We start from the raw sequence: 20,966 nt of genomic DNA, 5'->3' as shown, positions 1-20,966 counted from the left end.
GTCGGGTCAGTCGCCCTCGGCGCGCAGCACGCGCAGGTGACCACGTCGTCCGACCTCGGTGACGTCCGGCGGCTCGGGCTCCGTCCGCACCTTGCCGGCCTCGCGCACCGCGTCCGCGAGCGCTGACAGGTCGTCGTCGCTCGGGCCGGTCTCGACGAACTGCGGCGACAGACGCACGACCTCCCAGCCGCGCGGCGCGGTGAGGCGTTCCGCGTGCTCGGCGCACAGGTCGTAGCTGTGCGGCTCGGCGAGGTGCGCGAGCGGGCCCAGGACCGCCGTGGAGTCGGCGTAGACGTAGGTGAGGGTCGCGACGGCGGCACGGACGCACGCCGTGCGCGAGCACTGCCTGACGGATCTCACGCGCTGACCTTACGCCCTCCGGGCGTGTCGCGGAGACGCCACACGCCGTCCGAGGTGCCTGCGCCGCCGGTGGTGGGCACGCTGCGCCGGTTCGCCGCGGGCTAGAGTCGTCGTGTGCGTGGCAACACTCCCTCCCCCGGCTCGCGGCCCGAGCCCGCCGGCAAGGGGCGCCGAGCCCGCGACCGCTGGTCGCGGCGCGGCGCCGCCACCCCTCCTCCGGTCTCCTTCGACGACCTCGTCATCCCGCCCCGTGCGCCCGGCCCGGGCGGCCAGGGACCCGTGCCGCGACGCCGGGACCGCCGTGGTCGCGGCATCCGCGGGCCGCTCCTGCCGCCCACCGCCCCCGCGAGCCGCACGCGGGCGGAGAAGTTCGACGACGTCGTCGTGGACGTCGTCGAACGGGTCGAGCGCTCGTGGGCCAAGCAGCTGCGCGGGACGGAGTTCGCGGTCGAGGACGTCCCGCCGTCGGACCCGGCACCCTGGGAGGACGGTGGCGTGCCGCTCGGCCGGTGCTTCCCCGCGGAGTCCGGGCAGCCCGCACGCATCGTCGTCTACCGGCGTCCGATCGAGGCTCGTGCCTTCGACGCCGAGGATCTCGAGGACCTCGTCCGGGACGTGCTCGTCGAGCAGGTCGCGCACCTGCTGGCTCGCACCCCCGAGGAGATCGACCCCCGGTACACGGGCGACCGCTGAGGGCGGCGCCCGTCAGGCCCCGAGGCCGGCGGTGTTCGACGCGCGGACGGCGACCTCGCCGGGCGCGGGCGCGTCGACGACGGGCGTCAGCACCGAGAGCAGGCTCGGTGTCTCGTCGCCCTCGTCGCCGCTCGGCGGACCCGCGCTCGCCGTGACCGACCAGACGGGGTCCAGGTCACCCCGCGTACCGACGACGTCGACCGTCAGGGCCGCGACCACCGCCTCCGAGCCCTCGGGCCGCAGCGTGGACGGGTCGAGCGTCTGCGCCGTGCCGGCCGCGAGCTGCACGGTCGTGGTCCCGGCCTCGGCGCCGTCCTCGTCGTAGGCGCGGACGCGGAGCTCGAGGCGTCCGGTCACGTCGTCGCCCTCCGCCCCGCCCGCCGTCGGGACCGCCGCCAGCGTCAGCGCCGACGCCGTCCCGGGCACGAGCGCAACCTGACCCGCACGCGCGTCGGCCTCGTGGACGGGGGCGTCCTCGTCGGAAAGAGCGTCCGCGGACGCCGGCGTCAGCGCGCGCGCCGCGATCCACGCCCGGTCGTACTGACGTTCCTCGTGCAGCAGGTCGGGGTCTGCCTCGCCGCGCCGGTCGACCGACGCGCCGGCGACGACGGGGACGTCCGCGTGCACGGCCACGGCGTACGAGCCGGCCGGGAGCCCGCCGAGCGAGACGTCGGTGACCACCCCGGGCGTGAGGGCGACGTCCTCCACGCCACGCAGCGGCACGGGGCCGTCCGCACCGTAGACCGTGACGCGCGCGGTCCCGGCGGCGTCGCCCGGGGCGAGGAGGCGCAGCTGCGGGGCGTGCGGGTCGTCGACGGCCTCGCCGACGCTCGTGACACCCGCGAGCGCGAGGTCCTCGGCAGGCTCCGAACCGGGGACGACATAGTCGACCCCGAGCGGGACCAGACCGTCGAGCGTCGAGTGCTGGAGGTACGCGGAGACGAGCCCGCCGGACGCCGCGACGTGCACGACGAGGCGGCGCTGCTCGGGGGCGGCGGCCTCGACGAGCGTCACGACCTCCTCGCCCGGCCCGACGAGCTGCTGCCCGCCCCCGGAGAGCACCGCCGGGCCGCCCTGGCCCCAGACGTCCACCTGCACGACCGCCGGCGTGAGGCCCGGGTTCTGGAGCACGAGCTGGGTGCTGCTGCCGATCTGGGTGCTCCCGCCCACGAGCCACTGGCTGATGCCGGGCCGTGCGCAGCTCGCCGCGGCGAGGCCGCGCAGGTCGCCGGCGGTCGTCACGGACCCGACCGACGCCGCGACCCGCGGCGCCGCTCCCTCGCCCGGGCGCACGGTCAGGACGCTGCCCGCAGCAGGGTCCTCGACGGTGCTCACCGTCGCGTCCGCGTCCGGGGCGCGATCGAGTGCCCGGGCGTCGGCGCGCGCGGCCGTGCCGTCGAACGCGCCGAGCTCGGCCGACCCGTCGCCCGCCACGACCGCGCGCAGGCTGCTCTCCGTGCCCACCGGCGCGGGACCGAACTGCGCGTCGCCGACCGTCTCCGGGTCGGTGAGGCGCGCGGGGCCCGGGCAGACCGTGACCTCGGGGGCCGGCTCGACGGCGACCTGCTCGACCGGGTCGGCGGGGGCCGGCGCGGCGGGGACGAGCGTCGCACCCGTGCTCCCGAACGCGGCCACGGCGCCGACCGCGAGCATCCCAACCAGGCCGGCGCCGGTCGTCGTGACGCGTCGCACCACCCCGCGCCGCCGGCTGCGGGACGTCCCGGCGGTCGTCCCGTCCGGGACCGCCCGGCCCTCGCCCGTCTCGTTCTCCGTCGTCACCGCGCTACCTCGTCCCCGCCCGACGACGCCGCACCGGCAGCGCGAGCAGCACGTACACGAGCAGGGTGATCCCTGCCGCCGTCATCCAGCCCGACCGGTGGTCGGCCGCGTGGAACACCTCGAGCCGCCCGCCCGCGCCACCCAGGGCGAACGCCTGGAGCCCCCCGGTGGTCGCCGGGTCGACGGCCTCGAGGGGCCGGCCGTCGAGCGTCGCCCGCCACCCCGACGAGGCGTCCTCCGCGAGCACGACCACGCGGTCCTCGGACCCCGCCGGCACGGCCGTGTCGACCGGTCGGAGCGCCTGACGGTCGGCGTCGAGCGGCTGCGCCCCCGCGGCCGACTCGACCCGCGCGTAGGCGGGGTCGAGGCCGTCAGGCGCCACGCGCCACACCAGCCCCGACTGCCCCTCCGTCATGCGCTCGAGACCGGGCACCGTGTCGAGCCGCGCGACGAGCTCCGCGCGCGCCTGGTCCTGCTCCGCCGACGCCGGCAGGAGCACGGCGCCCACGCCGAGGCGCCCGAGGCCGTCGCTCACGTCGGCGGACGTGCCGGAGACCAGGTCGGCGACGACCCGGGGCAGCTCGCCCTCGGTCGCGCCGGGGTCCGCGGCCTGCCACGCCTCCACGACGACCGAGGAGTCGACAGCCTGCGGACCGTCCGAGCGCAGGGCCGCGTACTCGACCACCCCACCGGGACCGAGCTCGAGGCTGAGCACCCGGGCCTGGCGCGGGGAGGACTGCATCTGGCGGCCGACCGGCGGGACGACGGGCTGGGTCGTCGCGCGGACGTCGCCGACCCGGGCGTCGTCCCGGTCGAGCACGCCCGCCGTCCACGACGCCGCGGTGCCCAGCGGAAGCAGCGTCACGACGAGACCGAGGGCGACGACGGCACCCGACCGCCAGGGCGGGGCGTCGCCGTCGGGCAGCCGCGGCGCCCCGGCGAGCGCGGCACCGAGGAGCGCGAGCAGCGCGAGCGAGGTGCCCGCACCGGGCCAGCCCGTCACCGGGGCGTCCGGCGTCGTCCCGGCGGCGACGACGGTCGAGCCGGCGAGGATGGCGGTCGCAAGGCCGAGCGCGGCGACGAACCACGCGCCGACGGCGAGGCGACGACCGCGGAGCACGGCCACGACGGCGAGCGCCACGACCACCGCCCCGGCCGCGAACGGCGCCCACCGCGCGAGCAGGTCGACAGCGCCCGAGCCGTCGAGCCCGAACCAGGCGCCCGGCGTCACGGGCAGGCCGAGGAGCAGCTGCCACGGCGGCGCGGCCGTGGCCGCGACGGGCGCACCGGGGTCGGCGAGCAGAAGACGCCACCCGCCGTCGCCCGCGGTCCTCGCCACGTGCACGAGGAACGGTGCGAACAGCACGAGTGCGGGGACCGGCACGAGGGCCAGGTAGCGGCGGTGGGCCGGCACCCCGACCGCGACCACCACGAGCACGAGCACGCCGACCGGGAGGAGCACGGGCGAGCCCGCGACGACGACGGCGAAGAGCAGGCCCGCGGTCGCGGCCGCGGCGAGCGACCCCGGCTCGCGCCGCGGGACCGGACGCGCGGCATCGGGCGTTGCCGGGGCGACGGCGTCGACGCGCTGCAGCCCGAGCGCCCGGACGATCGCGAGCGCGAGCCACGGCAGGGTGGCGTGCACGAGCACGGCGCCCACCCGCCCGGCGCCGACGGCGGCGAGCAGCGCCGGCGCGGCCACCCACACGAGGGTGGCCCACGCACGCGCCGGGACCGAGCGGACGAGGGTCCCCGCAGCGAACCAGGCGCCCAGCCCCGCCACGACGAAGCACGCCGGCACCAGGAGGTTCACCGCGGTCTGCGTCGCCCCGCCCGCGAGCAGGGAGGCGGGGACCAGCGCCGTCACATAGGGATCGGCCGGCGCCGGGGCTCCGAGCCCGGTCGTGACCCACCCGGTCGTGGCGGCGCGCCAGACGTCGCCGAGCGTGCCCGTCGCGGGGAGCAGCGACCCGCCGACGAGGCGCCCGCCGGCGAGCAGCGCCCCCGCGAGCGGGCCGAACACGAGGGCCGTGAACGCCCCCAGGGCCACGACCGTCGCGACGAGCCCCGTCCGCCGCCGTAGGGCGAGGGCGCGCAGCTCGCGCCGCTCGATGTCCGTCGGGGCCCATGCGGTCCGCCGTTGCTCCGCGCGGGCCAGACGGCGGTCGCGACGCTCCGCGAGGACCTCGCGCCACGTGCCGCGGAGCGGACGCAGCGCACGACGCGGGAGCCTGCGGGTGCGTCGCGCGGCGCGCCGCGCGCGCCACACGGGCCCGACCCGGACGAGCGCCCACAACGGAGCGAGCAGCTCGTCCCCGGCGTGGCCGGGCTGCTTGACGAGCAGCCGGTAGGCGGCGTGGAAGGGCGCGCCGAGGACCATCGCGAGCGCGACGAACGGCAACCACGGCGCAGCGACCCCGACGAGCCGCGCATGAAGCTGCGACCTGCGCCGTGCGGCCGACGAGGAGTCGGGGTCGGGCGCGGGGAGCGCGCTCGTCCCGCGTCGTCGTTCGCGCAGGCCGAGGAGGGACGCCTGCGCGTGCCGCACCACCGCGGACGGCACGACGATCACGCGGTGCCCGGCGAGCCGCGCCCGGCGGCACAGGTCGAGACCGTCGCCGAACGGCCCGTACTCGGGGTCGGTCCCGCCGAGCTCCTGCCACACCGTGCGGCGCACGAGCGCGCCGGCGAGCCCGACGGCGAGCACGTCGTCGCGCGCGTCGTGCTGGCCCTGGTCGATCTCGTCGTCGTCGATCCCCGTCATCCGCCGCCCCAGGGGCGTCGTCGTGACGCCGACCTCGACGAGGCGGCTCGCCGTGCCCGGCTCGAACGGCGCGGCGGGATCGGTTCCTCTGCCCACCGTCCAGCGCTCCTGCTTGGGTCCCGCCACCGCGACCGCGGTCGAGTGCTCGACCGCGCGCAGGAGCTCGGCGAGCGCGTCGGGCGCGGGGGCCGAGTCGTCGTGGAGCAACCAGAGCCACGTGCCCGGCTCGACGTGCGCGAGCGCGGTATCGACAGCGTCCCCGAACGAGCGGGCCCGCGGGGCCGCGACGAACCGCGCGTCCCCCAGCTGGAGGCCCTCGTGCTCACGCGTCGCGTCGCCGGTCGCGGCGTCGACGACGACGACCGCGTGCGGGCTCGTCGTCTGTGCGCGCAGCGCGGCCAAGGTGTGCGCGAGGAACGGCGTGCTCCCGCGTGTCACGACCACGGCCGTGACGGTCGTGACGACGGGCAGCGCCCCGGTGATGGCGGCGACGATCTCGGGTGCCGCGACGACGCCCGGCACCGCAGCGGCACGCGCGGCCGCCCCCGGCGTGAGGTCGCCGGGGCGGGCGCTGCGTGCGGACGTGGTGAGGTCGGAGGAAGTCATGTCCCGTCGATCATGCGACGGACACGGCTCCGGGCGCGGCATTTGCGCGCCCCGGTGTGGCGGGGTGTCGTGACCCCGTCAGGGTGCGGCCCGGCGTCCCGTACGAGGACCCGCCCGAGGTGTCCTCGTCCTCAGACGACGCGGCGCTTGAGCTTGCGGCGCTCGCGCTCCGAGAGACCGCCCCAGATGCCGAACCGCTCGTCGTTCTCGAGCGCGTACTCCAGGCACTCCGCGCGGACCTCGCAGCCCGTGCAGACCTTCTTGGCCTCGCGCGTGGACCCGCCCTTCTCCGGGAAGAAGGCCTCCGGGTCCGTCTGGGCGCAGAGCGCGCGCTCCTGCCACCCCATGAGCGAGTCGTCGACCGGCTCGCCGAAGAGCGGCAGCACCGGTGCCACGCGCTCCACCTCTCGTTCAGCGTCGGAGGGGAAAGCCCCTCCCGTCCCGTCCAGCATGTTCCACATCGTGCGCCCCTTCATGCCGTTCGCCGGGCCTCGTGGCGAGAACCCCGCCGGAAACTGCATTGAGGAAATTACACGCGTGTCGTCCGCGGGCGTCAAGCCGAAATGTGATAGCGACGAGGAGGCGAGGGGTGAAATTCCGACATGTCGGGACGCGATATCAGCACTCTAGGGTGGAGTCCATGGTGACCGCTCCCCATCCCCTCGGACCTCGCAGCGACCGCCCCGCGCACGTCGCTGACCTGCTGCATCTCCTGACCCGGGACCCGGGCCGGCCGCGTCTGACGTGGTACGGCGACGACGGTGAGCGCGTCGAGCTCTCCGGCGCCGTGCTCGAGAACTGGGTCAACAAGACGACCAACCTTCTCGTCGAAGAATTCGACGCCGGCCCCGGTACACGAGTCGTCCTCGACCTTCCCGTGCATTGGCGCACGGTCGTCTGGGCGTTCGCTGTATGGCGCGTCGGAGCGACGGTCGTGCTCGTGGCCGCCGAGGACGACGCTACGACGGGTGGCGGCGCCACGCGACCGGACGTCGTCGTGACGACGCGCCCCGAGCGCTGGACCGGGATGCGTGCCGAGCTCGTCGCCGTCACGCTGCCGGCGCTCGCCCGCCGGTTCGACGGCGACCTGCCTGCCGGTGCGGTCGATGCCGCGTCGGCCGTCATGACGTACGGGGATCAAATCGGGTTGGCGCCCGGCATCAACCCTGACGCGGCAGCGCTCGACGACGGCACTTCCACGACGACCCACGCGGCAGTGTTCTCCGCCCTCATCACCCCTCGGGGTTCGCGCGAGACGGTTGACGGGCGCCGCGGCATCTCGGAAGTCCTCGCTGGGCTGGTCGCGCTCTGGAGCGCGGACGGCTCCGCCATCGTCCTCGCGCCCGACGTCGCGGCCGGGCTTGATGCCGACCCGGACCGCCACGCACGGCTCCTGCAGAGCGAACGGGCCTCCTGAGGTCGGCGCCCGGCGGCCACGGTGACGGAGCGCCGTCAGCCGGTGTATTCGAAGTGCCAGTACTCCGGGTTGGAACCGTCCTGCCACGCCCACCGCGGCGCCTGCCACCCGAACGCGGGCGCGTTCAACTTGAGCCACTCGTACGAAGGCGATCCGAAGCCGTGCTGCGACCCTTCCGCGGTGTCGAGGGCGAGGCCCCACCCGTGGTTCGACGTCCCCGGGACGGCGGCGACCGAGCCGAGCGTCATGCGGAGGTACACCTGCGTCGCGTAGGTCCGGTAGCCGTAGCCGATCGACATCGACCTCCCGAAGCGGCCCCAGTACGCGCTGTTGAGTCGTTCGAGGGCGCGCTGGGCGTCGCACCGCAGGAGGACCGAGCGATTCCACGACACCGGACACAGCGTCGACGTGTCGAGCCGTCCGTTGCGTCCTGTGTAGGGGGCCGGCGCGCCAGCCGACTGCCACTCGGCGTGCGTGAGGTACTTCTGCACCGTCGGTCCTGAGTACAAGATCGCCGGGCCGGAGAAGTCCTTCTCGAAGATGTCCCCGGGGAAGCGCGCGGCGACACGAGGCGTCGGCGAGCCTTCAGCGAGCCACTCGGCAAGGCTGATCGGCCGCCCCTGTCCGTAGCGCAGATCGGACATGCGTGCGATCGAGTCGTGCCACGTGAGCTTGACGAACCCCTGGTTGGCGCGGACCGAGGGAGCGCGATACCCGGTCGCCGCCCACTCCTGCTCGGCAAGCTTGTGCAGGCTCCCGTCGGGCCCCCGCAGGAAGAGCTCCGGCGCGGAAGCCCACCGATAGATCGAGCTCCCGTCGATCCATCCCGCCGCTCGCGGTGCGACGAAACCCGTTGCCGACCATGCCTCCCAGGTCAACCTGTCCCAGTCCCAGTCCGCTGACGACCAGTACGTCACCGCGTAGAGGGTCGGTGACCACGGATACCGGACCACCTCGGTCCGTGTCGGTTCGGGAACCGGCGATCCTGCGGCGACCCACTGCGCGTAGGTGAGCTGACGACGTGCAGCACCGTCGACCTCATAGATCGCGGGATCGTGCGGCTTCTTCATGTATTGCACTGTCGCCGTCGCGAGCACGCCATCGCGATCGACAGTCCCGCCTCCACCCGCGTCGAGAACCCCTGACCGGTCCGCCTGACGGGGGAGACGGTCGAGGCGCACGTCGGCGTGAGCCACCGCCCCGACGACGAGCAGCACACCGACGAGCACGCTCACGAGGACGAACACACGGCTGGCGAGAGTCTTGGCCTGCACGTCGCACCCCCTCCCGCGTCCCGAAACCCCCCCCGTGTACTCTCGACGGAACCGGCGCAGCTTGGAGGGAACGTGTCTGAAGAGTCTGCCTTCGACGGCGCACCCCAGCACCTCGACACGACATCCGAGGACTACACCGACCGCCTCCGCGCGCTCCAGGGGAGCACATGGAAGCGCTTGCTGCACGTCCAGGCTCCGTACCGATGGAACCTGCGGCGACACCTGGGTGGCCGGTCGACGATCGACCTCGGCTGCGGGATCGGTCGCAACCTGTCCACGCTCGTCACAGGAAGCGTCGGTGTCGACCACAACCCCACGTCCGTGGCGTTCTGCCGCGCCATGGGGCACCGCGCGTATCTGCCCGACGAGTTCTTCCAGCTTCCTGACAGCGACCGTCCCCGGGACGGGCTACTGGTGGCCCACGTGCTCGAGCACCTGGAGCCGCGGAGCCAGGAGAGCTTCCTTCGCCCCTACGTCGAGACGCTCCTGCCGGGAGCGGTCGTCATGGCGGTCTGCCCACAGGAGCGGGGGTTCAGGAGCGACTCGAGCCACACGGACTTCGTGGACGGTCCGCGTCTCGTGAGCATCTTCCGTTCGCTCGGTCTCGAGGTCGAGGGCTGGTCGTCGTTCCCGTTCCCGCGGAGCGCAGGAGAGCTCTTCGTCTACAACGAGTTTGTGGCGGTCGGCCGTGTCCGCTGACATCGCCGGCCTGGCTCGATGCTTCTTACTTGGTGCAGGTCCAGGACGAGGGAAGGAACGGCGTGAAGCTCACGGATGTCGGCCTCGGTGATCCGGCACCGGACCACTCGGCGTAGGTCAGCCGGAAGAAGCCCGCGGGGCCGTCGTACCAGATCTCGTCGTCATAGCCGAAGCCTCGCGGGGGGCCCTGAATGAACCTGCTCGCTCTGCTCGACGAGATCGTCTGAGGTGTCGGCGAGCCCTCTCGCACCCACTCTGCGTAGCCGAGCCGCGACCCGCACGCGTCAGAGTGACCGTTGGTCGTGGAGTGGTGCACGGGCCCGATGTTCTCCGGGACGTCCCAGAAGAGGATGGGACTCCACGAGTACCGGTAGACGCCGAGCTGGCGATCCGTCGGGTCCGGGAGAGGACGTCCCATCGAGACCCACTCGGAGTAGGCCAGTTTGTGGGTAGGGGCGTGCACGGCCGTCTCCGCGACGAAGATCTCGGTCAGCGACGACGGACGAGAGAACACGCGGCACATCGCTTTCGCGTCGGTACATGCTCGAAAGTCCTTGACGGGCCTGGGGCTCCCGACCGACCGCCATTCGTCGAACGTCAGGACGTGCGGGTCTGCGTGGGCATCGTGCCTGTCGTCGGAGTCCGGCCAGTAGGTCAGCGCATAGATGGTGTCGCTCCACGGCGGCGACGAGTAGCGAGGTTCCCAGACGGCGGGCGCCGGAGAGCCGAGAGCCCGCCAGGAACCCAGATCGAGATACTGGCGCGGGTTGCGGGTGCTCCCCCACGTCTCCGGAGAACCAGCGACGAGATAGAGGCTCGGACTGAAGCGGGACTTGACCACGAACGACGCCTCGGTCGAGACCGCGGGTGCCGCTCCCCACGGGGACGCTGCCGCGGCGAACGCGAACGCCGCCACCAACAGTGCGACGGCCCGGACCCGGAATCCGCTCCGGGCGGAGATCGACAGGCCACCTCCCTCGTCGCCGACCACGTCGACCGCTACCGCGGGACGGGTCGACGCGCTGAGTCCCCCGCTCACCGGGACGACGCCACGACGATCCCGCCGACCGGCGGGCCGAAGGGCTTCGGCGACGGAGGTGGTGAACCGGCCGCCTTCCACTGCTGATACGTGATCGGGAAGAAGCCGGCTGGCCCGTCGTAATAGACGTCACGGCTCCCCGCGAAGACGACGAAACGCTCCCTCACGGCGGACGGGACCACCTTGGGGGTCGGCGATCCGGACGCTCGCCACTCCTGGGGCGTCAACGAGCGTCCTGTGGCGTACACGTCCGAGTCGTAAGCGGAACGCGGCCCGATGGAGATCGGCGTCGCCGCGAAGACGCGGTCGTTCCACGCGAGCCGGTAGTAGCCCACGGTCTGGACGAGGGACACCTCGGGGGCGCCGATCCTCGTCCACTCGGAGTAGGTGAGCTTGTGCACCCCGCCCGACCCCTCGATGTCCACGAAGAGCTCGGACGATGTCGGGTAGCGCGTGACTGAGCACCACGTCCGCTCACAGAACGGGAAGGACCGGTCGGCGGGCGGACGTCCTGCCCCGACCCACTCCGCGTACGTCAGGGGGCGGACATCCGCCCAGGTCTCGCCCGGCCAGTTGGTGACCGCATAGATCGTGGACGACCACGGGAGACCCGCGTACTCGGGTTCGAGGACGTGAGCGGTCTGCCGCCCGCGGGCGACCCATTCCGCGTAGGTCAGCGCAGTCCGACCGCCCAGGGCTGCCCCCGACTCGTCTACCGAGATCTCATAGATCGTGGGGTCGAAGCGGGACTTGACGAGGAAGGTGTTCGGCTCGGCACTGGCGGGAGGCGCGAGTGAGAGCCCCAGCGCGGCAGCCGTCAACGCCGTCGCGACGATCTTCACGAGCCGCTTCATCGCTCTCCGTCCGGAAACCTGCCGTGCGAACACGCGGATCGTAGCGTATGCGGGCGCTGCCTCGGACAGGCGGACCTGGCATGAGAAGATCGCCACCATGCGCGGAATCATCCTCGCCGGCGGCTCCGGCACCCGACTGCACCCGATCACCCTCGGCGTGAGCAAGCAGCTCGTGCCCGTGTACGACAAGCCGATGATCTACTACCCGCTCTCGACCCTCATCCTCGCGGGGATCCAGGACATCCTCGTCATCACGACGCCGCACGACGCCGAGCAGTTCCGCCGGCTCCTCGGCGACGGCTCACAGTTCGGCGTCTCGATCACGTACACCGTTCAGGCAGAACCGAACGGGCTCGCGCAGGCCTTCGTGCTCGGCGCGGAGTTCATCGGAGACGACTCCGCGGCGCTCGTGCTCGGGGACAACATCTTCTACGGCCCCGGCCTCGGGACCCAGCTCACCCGCTTCGACGGGATCGACGGAGGCGCCGTGTTCGCGTACCGGGTCTCTGACCCCACCGCGTACGGCGTGGTCGAGTTCGACCAGAACGGGACCGCGCTCTCCCTCGAGGAGAAGCCCCAGGAACCGAAGTCCAACTACGCGGTGCCGGGCCTGTACTTCTACGACAACGACGTCGTCGCGATCGCCCGCGACCTGAAGCCCTCCGCGCGAGGCGAGTACGAGATCACGGACGTGAACCGCGAGTACCTGCGGCAAGGCAGGCTCCAGGTCGAGGTCCTTCCTCGTGGCACCGCGTGGCTGGACACCGGGACCTTCGACTCGCTGCTCGAAGCCTCGGACTTCGTGCGGACCATCGAGAACCGGCAGGGGCTGAAGATCGGCTCGCCGGAAGAGGTCGCGTGGCGCCAGGGCTTCCTCACGGACGACGAGCTGCGCGCTCGGGCCGAGAAGCTGGTGAAGTCCGGCTACGGCACGTATCTTCTGGGGCTGCTCGACTCCTGAGACGTCCCCCGCGCGACGGGAGAGGCAACGGGTTAGCGTGACGACGGCGCCGACAGGTGCCCGAGTCTCCTAGGAGGTGCCCGGACGATGCTGACCCGAACCCGGCGCGCCGTCGCGCTGACGGCGTCCCTCACCATGCTCGCCACGACGCTCGTCGCCGGGCCGACCATCGCCCGTCCCACGGCCTCCACGGCGGTGCCGGCAGCCGTTCCCTCGACGGCGAATCCCGAACCGGTCGAACCGTCGGTGGAGGAGGTGCCGCTCGAGTCGGCCTCCGCCGACGGTGAGTCGCCGTCGGTCGCGCCATTCTCGGCTGACTCGCCCGACGCGAGGGCGGCGGACGCGCTCGACGGCCTCCATGCCTCGTCCGACGTCTCCGGTTTTGCGACGGTCGGGGTCGTCTGGCAAGGCCCTGCAGACCCGACCGGGCTGACTGTCGAGGTGCGGTCCGAAGACGCTACCGGTCGAGTGAGCAGCTGGGAGGCCCTCGAGATCGAGCCGGGCTCCGAGGGCGGGGTCCCCGGGACGGCACCGTTCGTGGTCGGCGACGCGTCCCGTGTCGAAGCCCGGGTCACCGGGGCCGTCGGCGAGGTCCACGACCTCGAACTCGTGATCATCGATCCGGGAACGAGCGCTGCCGACGCGTCGGACACACTCGCTCCGCCTGCCACCGCGAGCTTCGGCGGAGGTTCGGGGAGCGGATTGTCGGGCGCCCGAACGGCGGCGTCCGCCGGGATCGACGCCGCCGTCGCGTCGGGGTATCCCGGTAGCTCGCTGGCGCCCGCCTTCTACTCCCGCGCCCAGTGGGGCGCGGACGAGTCGCTGCGGACGTGGTCGCCCGCGCAGGGCAACATCCAGGCCGCCGTCATCCACCACACGGCGGGCACCAACACCTACGGGACGGGAGACGTCCCGGCGATCCTCCGAGGGATCTACGCGTATCACGCGCAGACCCGCGGGTGGGGGGACATCGGCTACAACTTCCTCGTCGACAAGTTCGGCCGGATCTGGGAGGGCCGTGCAGGCGGGATCGAGCTCGAGACGACGGGCGCCCACGTCTCTGGCTACAACACCCCGACGACGGGCGTGTCGGTCCTCGGGAACTACCAGACCGCCACCGTGAGCAACGCCGCGGTCGACGCGATCGTCCGGCTGCTCGGCTGGAAGCTGTCGATCCACGGCGTCGACGCGGGCGGGACGACCGTGATCAACGGGCAGCGGCTTCCGACGATCTTCGGCCATCGTGACGTCGCTTCGACCTCCTGTCCGGGCCAGACCTTGTGGGTACGGCAGGACGAGATCCGACGGCGTGTCAAGGCCGAGCAGTCGAAGTACTCGGCGCTCTGGGGAACAGCGACGGGGAGCCTCGTGATGTCTCCATACCGCCCTGACGTGTATCTCGTCGTCGGTGGCACCAAGCACCGTCTCACCACGACGGGAATCCTCGATTCCCTCTCCGCCCAGGGTCGGGTCTCCGACGCGGCCGACAGCTACTTGTCCTACCTCGCGACCGGCAAGCCGCTCGGGCGGTTCCTTCGAGACCCTCGGGACGGGACGGTGGCCTTCGTGGACGGAAACACGAGGCGGCGCGCGTCGAGCTGTGACCTGGTCACCAGCTTCGGCTCGAGTTGCGCGGCCGCCGTCGACGTCACGGCCGCCCAGTGGTCGCGCCTCGCCGCAGGGCCACCCCTGAGCCGCTTCATCCGCTCGTCGTCGAGCGACTCCGTGTTCCTCGTCCAAGGAGGGACGCGCCACTGGGTCTCGTCCTGGGCACGGCTCCTCTCGCTGAACGACGGTCGTGTGCCCGAGATCAGCATCCTGACCCCCAAGGCGGTCTCGGAGATCCGGCAAGGGCAGAACGCGTAGTCTCGGCCGACGGCCTCTCAGCCCTCCGCTGCCGGCCCACCGACCACGGAGGGGGCGGCGACCGCCCACCGATCACGCCAGTCGCCCAGCACCGCCACCCCCGCGCGTTCGATCGTGTCGTGCGAGAGCACGGAATACGTCGGCCGAGGTGCCGGCCGGGCGAAGTCCTCGCTCGTCGTCGGGCTCACTGCCTCCACGGGGATCTCGAGCTCGACAGCGACCGCACGCGCGAACTCGTACCAGGTGCACGCACCGGACGAGGTGGCGTGGTAGACCCCGCCCGGCGCGTCGGCGACGACGAGAGCGGCGACGAGCTCGGCGACGTCCGCCGTCCACGTCGGCTGGCCCGTCTGGTCCTCCACGACGGAGACCTTCCCCCGCTCACGGAGGAGTCTGGCGATCGTCCGAGGAAAGCTGGACCCGTTGGCTCCGTAGAGCCAGGCGGTCCGCACGACGAGGTGCGCCGGGCTCGCCGCCCGCACCGCCCACTCGCCCGCCGCCTTCGTCCGTCCGTAGGCTGAGACGGGGTGGAGCGCAGCGTCTGCTGCATATGGCACCCCCGCCTCTCCGTCGAACACGTAGTCGGTGGAGACGTGCACCATCCGCGCTCCGACGGACGCGGCTGCGACTGCGAGGTTCGCGGCGCCGACGGCGTTGACGGCAAAGGCCTCCCCCTCGTGCGTCTCGGCATCGTCGACGTCGGTCCACGCAGCGCAGTTCACGACGACGTCACCCTCGCGGAGCAGGTTCTGGCACGCTTCGGCGGACGTGATGTCGAGATCAGAGCGGCCGAGCGCGAGAACCTCTCCCTTCGAGCCGAGCGTCGCGACGACGTCCGTGCCGAGCATCCCGCCGGCCCCGGTGACCAACCAACGCATGCGACTCCTCCTGTTGACGACGGCGACACAGCCTAGCGTTCGAGTGCCCCTGTCGGCCTGGCAGGTCCGGATCCCACGTCGGGGTCTATCATCGGGTGTCCTCGAACGAACGGAGAGTCCTGGTGCGGGTGGAAGAACTGCCGATCGCCGGAGCATGGTCCTTCACCCCTACCCAGCACGGGGACGACCGCGGCCTGTTTCTCGAGTGGTTCAAGTCAGACCTCTTCGCCGAGACGACCGGCCGGGACCTCGAGCTCAAGCAGGCGAACCTGTCGGTGTCGGCGGCGGGTGCGCTCCGAGGAGTGCACTTTGCCGACGTCCCACCTGGTCAGGCGAAGTACGTGGCCTGCCCTCGCGGGGCCGTGCTCGACGTCGTCGTCGACATCCGCCGGGGATCTCCCACCTTCGGTCGCACCGCGTCCGTGCTGCTCGACGACGTCGACCGTCGCGCGGTCTTCCTCTCCGAAGGCCTCGGGCACGCGTTCCTTTCGCTCGAGGACGGGTCGACGGTCACCTATCTGTGCTCCGCGCCGTACGCCCCTGGGCGAGAGCACGGCATCAACCCACTCGATCCAGCGCTCGATATCGATTGGCCGCGGAACGGACGCGACGGGCGCGAGCTCACCTACGAGCTCTCACCAAAGGACTCCTCGGCGCCCACCCTCGCCGAGGCCGACGCGGCCGGGCTGCTTCCGGAGTGGAGCGCCGTCCAGGAGTTCGTGCGTCACCTGTCGCACTGAGGGTGTCGTTCTGGCTCACCCGACCTCTGGCAGGAGCACCGTCGGGGGCGCCGTATGCTGTGCTTTCGCTGTGACGAACCCGGCAGCCGGCCGGGAGCGCAGTTGAGCACCCAGGCAGGTATACGTGCACCACGTCCTCCGACGCGCCCTCGCGTCGATCCTCGCCCTCGGCACCGCCGGCGCCGTCGCCGTCGCTGCTGCCCCTTCCGCCTCGGCACAGTCCGACGGCGTATACAGCGTGCCCTACTCGAGCGCGCTCTACTACCACTCGCACACGGGGCAGTACCACCAGCCCCTCAACTTCCAGGAGTGGGTGGACCTCGGTCGTCCGGCTCCGAAGCCCGTCCCCACCGACTTCGTCAAGTACCCGTGGTCGTCCAACATCTACGCGGTCTCGTTCTTCGACAACGCGTCGACCCAGTGGGAGTGGAAGAAGCTCACGTTCGCCGAGTGGTCCAAGGCGGGCAAGCCGACGCCTCGCACCGCAGGGCACATCGAGGGCTCCTATTACTACAAGTGGGGCACGAACAGCTCCGAGGTCTTCGTCTACCTCGACGACGAGTCCCACAAGCTCACGCTCAACCAGTGGAAGGCGGCGGGTTCGCCTGTCCCCGACGTCCTCAGCGACAGCGGCTTCTACAAGCTCTCGTGGGACTCGACGATCGTCTTCTACGACTCCATCGCCAACCAAGACGTCTACAGCGTCACCTACGAGTGGTGGAAGTCGGAGGGGTCGCCGACCCCCAATTCCGCCCGCATGCTCCCCGGTGACGAGGTGTGCACCATGAGCGGAACGCAGGACCTCTTCTACAACGGCTGGAGCTACGGCGGCGTGCTCACGTACAACCAGTGGCGGGCGGCCGGGTTCCCCTCCCCCACCTGCACGGTCTAGCGGACGCCCAGACCCGCCGTGTGCGGGCCAGGGACCTGCCCTGGCCCTGGCCCGCACACGGAGGACGAAGGTCCCGGGTGAATTCCCCGCGACCGGCCCAAGTACCCGTCCCCCCGCCGTAGGCTGTGGCTTCCTGTGACGAACCTGGTAGTCGACCAGGAGCGCAGGGTTTATGTCAGGCAGGGACTTCATGCACCAGAGAACTCGACGCGCTCTTGCGACTCTGCTCGCGCTCGTCACCGGCGGCGCACTCGCCCTCGTGACCGCGTCCCCCGCGGCGGCGCAGCCCGACGGCTTCTACAGCGTGCCGTACTCGGGAACGATCTTCCAGCACTACCACGACGACGCCTACGGCTTCCACTACCCCGTCACCTATCAGGAGTGGTTGGACGCCGGGCGACCGACGCCTCGCCCCGTCCCGACGGACTTCGTCAAATACCCGTGGTCGGCCGACATCTACGCCGTGTCGTTCTTCGACAAGGCGTCGACCCAGTGGGAGTGGAAGAAACTTACCTTCGCGGAGTGGTCCCGCGCCGGAAAGCCTGCGCCGCGCGTGGCCGGGTGGATCGAGGGATCGACCTACCACCAGTGGGCGACGTCCTCCGAGATCTTCGTCGAACTCGACGGCCAGGTCCACAAGCTGACGTTCAACCAGTGGAAGGCCGCGGGCTCGCCCAGCCCGGAGGTTCTGGGGGACGCGGGATTCATGAAGCTGACCTGGGACAGCTCGGTCGCCTACATGTTCTCGATCGGCAGCGGCCAGGGATATCCGGTGAACTACGCCGAGTGGCGAGCAGAAGGCTCACCGACGCCGAAGGCGCAGCGCATGCTCCCGGGCGACTACGTGTGCTCGTACTCCTGGACCAACGCGCTCTGGTACGTCGGCAACAGCTTCTACGGTCAGCTCAGCTACCAGCAGTGGCAAGCCGCAGGGTTCCCCCACCCTGTTCCCTGCGGCTGACCCCCGCGGCCCGAGGGCGGCGCCCCGAACCCACAGGGGTGCCGGGGCGCCGCCCTCGTCGTGCAGAACCATCCTCTACTGACCCACCGCCGCGTACTTCGCCTCGACCGCCTCCTTGGAGGGCCGCCACCACGACTCGTTCTCGCGGTACCAACGGACCGTCGCCTCGAGACCTGATCGGAAGTCGGTGTACCGCGGCTCCCACCCGAGCTCCTCACGCAGTTTGGTCGCGTCGATCGCGTACCGCAGGTCGTGACCGGGTCGGTCGTTGACGTGGTCGAAGTCGTCGGCATCTCGGCCGAAGATCTCCAGCAGCGTCCGTACCACCTCGATGTTGGACTCCTCGCCGTCGGCACCGATGAGGTAGGTCTCGCCCGGCCGCCCCTTCTCCACGATCGCCCAGACGGCGGCGTTGTGGTCCTCGACGTGGATCCAGTCGCGCACGTTGAGACCGGCGCCGTAGAGGCGGGGACGGACGCCGTCGACGAGGTTGGTGATCTGCCGCGGGATGAACTTCTCGATGTGCTGGTACGGGCCGTAGTTGTTCGAGCAGTTCGAGATCGTGGCCTCGACGCCGAACGACCTCGCCCAGGCACGAACCAGCAAGTCGCTCCCCGCCTTCGTGGACGAGTACGGGCTCGACGGGTTGTACGGAGTGGTCGGCGTGAACTTCGCCGGGTCATCGAGCTCGAGGTCACCGTAGACCTCGTCGGTCGAGATGTGGTGGAACCGCACGCCGTGACGTCGTACGGCCTCGAGCAGGGTGAAGGTTCCCACGACGTTCGTCTGGACGAACGGCGACGGGTCGTTCAACGAGTTGTCGTTGTGCGACTCCGCGGCGAAGTGGACCACGAGGTCCGACTCGCGGACGAGGTCGTCGACCAGCGCGGTGTCGGTGATGCTGCCCTCGACGAAGGTGATGCTGTCGGCCACTGGTGCGAGCGAGCTCCGGTCACCGGCGTAGGTCAGCGCGTCCAGCACGGTGACGTCGTGCTCAGGGTGCTCACGCACCGTCTGCTGGACGAAGTTGGCACCGATGAAGCCGGCGCCGCCGGTCACGAGGACCTTCATGGATCTCTCCTAGGCGTATCTGGGCGGCTGCCCTGCGGACGGGTCGTGGGCACGGCGAACCAATCTAGCGGATCTCGACCGACGGGTCAGTCGGCGTGGTCACGCTGGGCCACGCAGTCGCAGCGACCGGCCGATGTCCTCGCCGGTGACGGCGATCCCAACGGGCAGCGGCGTCAGCGGGCGCTCGTCGAGGTCTGGCCAGACGACGGAGCGGAAGCGCAAGTCGCGCGCCTGCCGCGCGCCGAGGGGCGAGGCGGCCAGCACCGCCTGAGGTTTGCGCTTGTAGATCGCGCGGAGCATCCCGATGATCGCCGCGATCGTCACCGAGGACTGCGAGGCGAGGATCTTCGTCACCGGCGCCGACCCGGGCTCGTTCGAGGCCGCACGGGCGACGACGTCGAGCACGAGCTCGGCACAGTCGTCGACGTAGATGTAGTCGCGGAGGGTGTCCAACGAGACGTAGATGCCGATGGGCCGTGCGAGATGATGCGCCAGGCAGAACTGGGAGATGAGTCCCTGCGGCTTGGTCAGGTTCTGTCCGGGCCCGTAGAGGTTGGAGATCCGCCCCAGGACCACCCGCACTCCCCCGGCCGCCAACCCGGAGAAGATCTCCTCGGCGACCAGCTTGGCTCGACCGTAGGCCGCGAGGGGCGCGGGCGTCGACAACTCCGTGAACGGTGGGTCCGCGGCTCCCGCGTAGAGCCCGCCTGCCGAGGACGCGAAGAACACCGTGCACCGCGCGAGCCGTTCGGCGGGCCTGCGCGCGAGGTCGGCGACGAACGCCCGCATGACCTCGGTCTCGGCTCGCAGCGCCTCCTCCGTCGACGCGGTGACTCCTGCGCCGGCGCACCACACGATGCTCCACCCACCGTCGCCCGCTAGCGCGACGACCTGGTCCACGGCGCGTACCAGGTCCCGTGCGGCGGCCTCCGGAACGGACCAGTCGACCTGCGCAGCAACGACCGGAAGACCGCGCGCGGCGGCGCGCTGACGCACCGCGCTCCCGAGGAGTCCTCGCGCACCGACGACGAGCGTCGGGGGGGCGGATGTCACCGCGCGCGGCTTCCTCGGCCGAGCGGACCGCGCGCAGGGTCGGAGACGATGAGGTAGAGCGGTCGGCCCATCGCCATGTTGACCGCGACCCCGATGTACTCGGCGATGATGCCGAGAGCGAAGAGGATGGCGCCGGTGCCGAGCAGGATGACCACGATGAGCGACGTCCAGCCTTCGGCGACCGGGCCGCCTACGATGCGCGAGATGACGAGGACGATCGCGACAACGATCCCGGCGAGGCCGCACAGCGCGCCCAGTCCGCTGACGATGCGCAGCCCGCGCGTCCCGCTGGACAGCACCATCCGCCAGAAGTGGGAGAGGAGACGCCGCAGCGAGTATCCTGACCTCCGTTCCCCCTCCTCCCGGAGCGTCACCGGGGCGGTCGTGATCTTGCCGCTGACCCAGCCCAGGGCCACGTCGAGATAGACGTTCGGGCCCGCGAAAGCAGCGACGGACCGGCCGACCTCACCGAGCACGAGCCGATAGCTCTGGTAGAGAGACGTGTCCGAGCTCCCCGCCAGCACCTCGATGACCCGCTTGGAGCCCCGCGACGTAATGTTGCGGAACGCGCTGTGCGGCGGCTGGTTGGTCGGCTTTCCGTAGACGACGTCGGCGCCTTCGCGGAGCGCCGCGTCGAGGAGGCCCCCCATCTCGGCGGGGTCGTGCTGGCCGTCCTCGTCGAGGGTCACGATCCAGTCGCCACCCGACGACGCCATGCCCGCGAGAGTGGCGGCGTGCTGACCGAAGTTGCGGCTGAGCCAGACCGGCCGGACGAAGGCGTGCCGGGCCGAAAGCTCGCGGATCGTCTCCGCCGAGCCGTCCGGCCCGTGGTCGTGGACGAGGAAGACCTCGCTAACGACGGCGTCGACCCCCCCTGGAGTGACGAACGGCGTCGTCAGAGCGTCGATCTCCTCGAGCAGCGCTGGAAGAGTCCGCTCGCCCTGGTAGACCGGGACGACTACCGATATCCGGTGCGGTGCAGCGGCCGTGCCTTCGTTCGTCACGCTGGAGACTATAGTCGTTGGGTCCCGCGTCCTTGGCAGGCTGCGGGGTCCTGCT

At 71.6% G+C, this 20,966-nt stretch carries 19 protein-coding genes; 8 read left to right on the top strand and 11 right to left on the bottom strand.

Annotated features, from left to right (window positions below; genetic code table 11):
• Positions 1–6 precede the first annotated feature (6 nt).
• A complete protein-coding gene (locus tag JN535_RS12425; RefSeq protein ID WP_047232115.1) occupies positions 7–360 on the bottom strand; it encodes a DUF3499 domain-containing protein in 354 nt (117 codons plus the stop codon).
• Between the two features lie 114 nt (positions 361–474).
• On the opposite strand from JN535_RS12425, the gene JN535_RS21580 reads away from it, so the two are divergent.
• Positions 475–1,053 (top strand): metallopeptidase family protein, encoded by a 579-nt coding sequence (locus tag JN535_RS21580; protein WP_307868658.1) that lies wholly within the window; start codon positions 475–477, stop codon positions 1,051–1,053.
• Positions 1,054–1,065: 12 nt separating this feature from the next.
• Here the strand turns inward: JN535_RS21580 and JN535_RS12415 are convergent, their stop codons facing one another.
• The 3 genes from JN535_RS12415 to JN535_RS12405 all read right to left on the bottom strand — a co-directional run bounded on the left by JN535_RS12415 (position 1,066) and on the right by JN535_RS12405 (position 6,663).
• Positions 1,066–2,832: a DUF5719 family protein gene (locus tag JN535_RS12415; RefSeq protein ID WP_205205867.1), complete on the bottom strand. Its 1,767-nt coding sequence runs from the start codon at positions 2,830–2,832 to the stop codon at positions 1,066–1,068.
• A 4-nt stretch (positions 2,833–2,836) separates the two neighbouring features.
• On the bottom strand, positions 2,837–6,202 hold the full coding sequence (locus tag JN535_RS12410) for a glycosyltransferase (protein WP_205205866.1): 3,366 nt from the start codon (positions 6,200–6,202) through the stop codon (positions 2,837–2,839).
• A 131-nt stretch (positions 6,203–6,333) separates the two neighbouring features.
• Positions 6,334–6,663, bottom strand: a complete 330-nt coding sequence (locus JN535_RS12405) for a WhiB family transcriptional regulator (RefSeq protein WP_275892227.1) — start codon at positions 6,661–6,663, stop codon at positions 6,334–6,336.
• 179 nt (positions 6,664–6,842) lie between these two features.
• Here JN535_RS12405 and JN535_RS12400 point away from each other — a divergent pair, with 179 nt between their 5' ends.
• Entirely contained in the window at positions 6,843–7,619 is a 777-nt protein-coding gene (locus JN535_RS12400) for a TIGR03089 family protein (RefSeq protein ID WP_205205865.1), read from the top strand.
• Positions 7,620–7,654: 35 nt separating this feature from the next.
• Here the strand turns inward: JN535_RS12400 and JN535_RS21575 are convergent, their stop codons facing one another.
• Entirely contained in the window at positions 7,655–8,854 is a 1,200-nt protein-coding gene (locus JN535_RS21575; protein ID WP_205205864.1) for a M15 family metallopeptidase, read from the bottom strand.
• Here JN535_RS21575 and JN535_RS12390 point away from each other — a divergent pair.
• Positions 8,807–9,592 carry a class I SAM-dependent methyltransferase gene (locus JN535_RS12390; RefSeq protein WP_205205863.1) on the top strand — a complete coding sequence of 262 codons (786 nt, stop codon included), beginning with the start codon at positions 8,807–8,809 and terminating at the stop codon, positions 9,590–9,592. The genes JN535_RS21575 and JN535_RS12390 overlap by 48 nt on opposite strands.
• Before the next feature lie 25 nt (positions 9,593–9,617).
• On the opposite strand, the gene JN535_RS12385 is transcribed toward JN535_RS12390, so the two are convergent.
• Together JN535_RS12385 and JN535_RS12380 are read right to left on the bottom strand one after the other, a co-directional pair.
• On the bottom strand, positions 9,618–10,583 hold the full coding sequence (locus JN535_RS12385) for a hypothetical protein (RefSeq protein WP_205205862.1): 966 nt from the start codon (positions 10,581–10,583) through the stop codon (positions 9,618–9,620).
• A gap of 44 nt (positions 10,584–10,627) precedes the next feature.
• Complete coding sequence (locus JN535_RS12380) at positions 10,628–11,584, bottom strand: hypothetical protein (protein WP_205205861.1); 957 nt, start codon at positions 11,582–11,584, stop codon at positions 10,628–10,630.
• Here JN535_RS12380 and rfbA point away from each other — a divergent pair.
• Entirely contained in the window at positions 11,583–12,446 is an 864-nt protein-coding gene (rfbA, locus tag JN535_RS12375; RefSeq protein ID WP_205205860.1) for a glucose-1-phosphate thymidylyltransferase RfbA, read from the top strand. The two genes, JN535_RS12380 and rfbA, sit on opposite strands and share 2 nt — an antisense overlap.
• Before the next feature lie 468 nt (positions 12,447–12,914).
• A complete protein-coding gene (locus JN535_RS12370; protein WP_205205859.1) occupies positions 12,915–14,312 on the top strand; it encodes an N-acetylmuramoyl-L-alanine amidase in 1,398 nt (465 codons plus the stop codon).
• A gap of 17 nt (positions 14,313–14,329) precedes the next feature.
• Here JN535_RS12370 and rfbD read toward each other — a convergent pair whose 3' ends face one another.
• Complete coding sequence (gene rfbD, locus JN535_RS12365) at positions 14,330–15,190, bottom strand: dTDP-4-dehydrorhamnose reductase (protein WP_205205858.1); 861 nt, start codon at positions 15,188–15,190, stop codon at positions 14,330–14,332.
• Positions 15,191–15,312: 122 nt separating this feature from the next.
• Between rfbD and JN535_RS12360 the strand changes: the two genes are divergently transcribed.
• The 3 genes from JN535_RS12360 to JN535_RS12350 all read left to right on the top strand — a co-directional run bounded on the left by JN535_RS12360 (position 15,313) and on the right by JN535_RS12350 (position 17,783).
• Positions 15,313–15,930, top strand: a complete 618-nt coding sequence (locus JN535_RS12360; RefSeq protein ID WP_205206005.1) for a dTDP-4-dehydrorhamnose 3,5-epimerase family protein — start codon at positions 15,313–15,315, stop codon at positions 15,928–15,930.
• A gap of 124 nt (positions 15,931–16,054) precedes the next feature.
• Positions 16,055–16,822 (top strand): hypothetical protein, encoded by a 768-nt coding sequence (locus JN535_RS12355; protein WP_205205857.1) that lies wholly within the window; start codon positions 16,055–16,057, stop codon positions 16,820–16,822.
• 172 nt (positions 16,823–16,994) lie between these two features.
• Positions 16,995–17,783 (top strand): hypothetical protein, encoded by a 789-nt coding sequence (locus tag JN535_RS12350; RefSeq protein ID WP_205205856.1) that lies wholly within the window; start codon positions 16,995–16,997, stop codon positions 17,781–17,783.
• Between the two features lie 75 nt (positions 17,784–17,858).
• Here JN535_RS12350 and rfbB read toward each other — a convergent pair whose 3' ends face one another.
• The 3 genes from rfbB to JN535_RS21570 form a co-directional block, all read right to left on the bottom strand.
• On the bottom strand, positions 17,859–18,854 hold the full coding sequence (gene rfbB / locus JN535_RS12345) for a dTDP-glucose 4,6-dehydratase (protein WP_205205855.1): 996 nt from the start codon (positions 18,852–18,854) through the stop codon (positions 17,859–17,861).
• A gap of 99 nt (positions 18,855–18,953) precedes the next feature.
• Positions 18,954–19,907, bottom strand: a complete 954-nt coding sequence (locus JN535_RS12340; protein ID WP_205205854.1) for an NAD-dependent epimerase/dehydratase family protein — start codon at positions 19,905–19,907, stop codon at positions 18,954–18,956.
• Positions 19,904–20,911 carry a glycosyltransferase gene (locus JN535_RS21570; RefSeq protein ID WP_307868654.1) on the bottom strand — a complete coding sequence of 336 codons (1,008 nt, stop codon included), beginning with the start codon at positions 20,909–20,911 and terminating at the stop codon, positions 19,904–19,906. The genes JN535_RS12340 and JN535_RS21570 overlap by 4 nt, the downstream gene beginning before the upstream one ends.
• Positions 20,912–20,966: the final 55 nt, after the last annotated feature.

Source organism: Cellulosimicrobium cellulans (assembly GCF_016921195.1).
Taxonomy (GTDB): domain Bacteria; phylum Actinomycetota; class Actinomycetes; order Actinomycetales; family Cellulomonadaceae; genus Cellulosimicrobium; species Cellulosimicrobium cellulans_F.
Note: the sequence above shows the minus strand (reverse complement) of the source record. Positions and strands in the feature narration are given on the sequence as shown.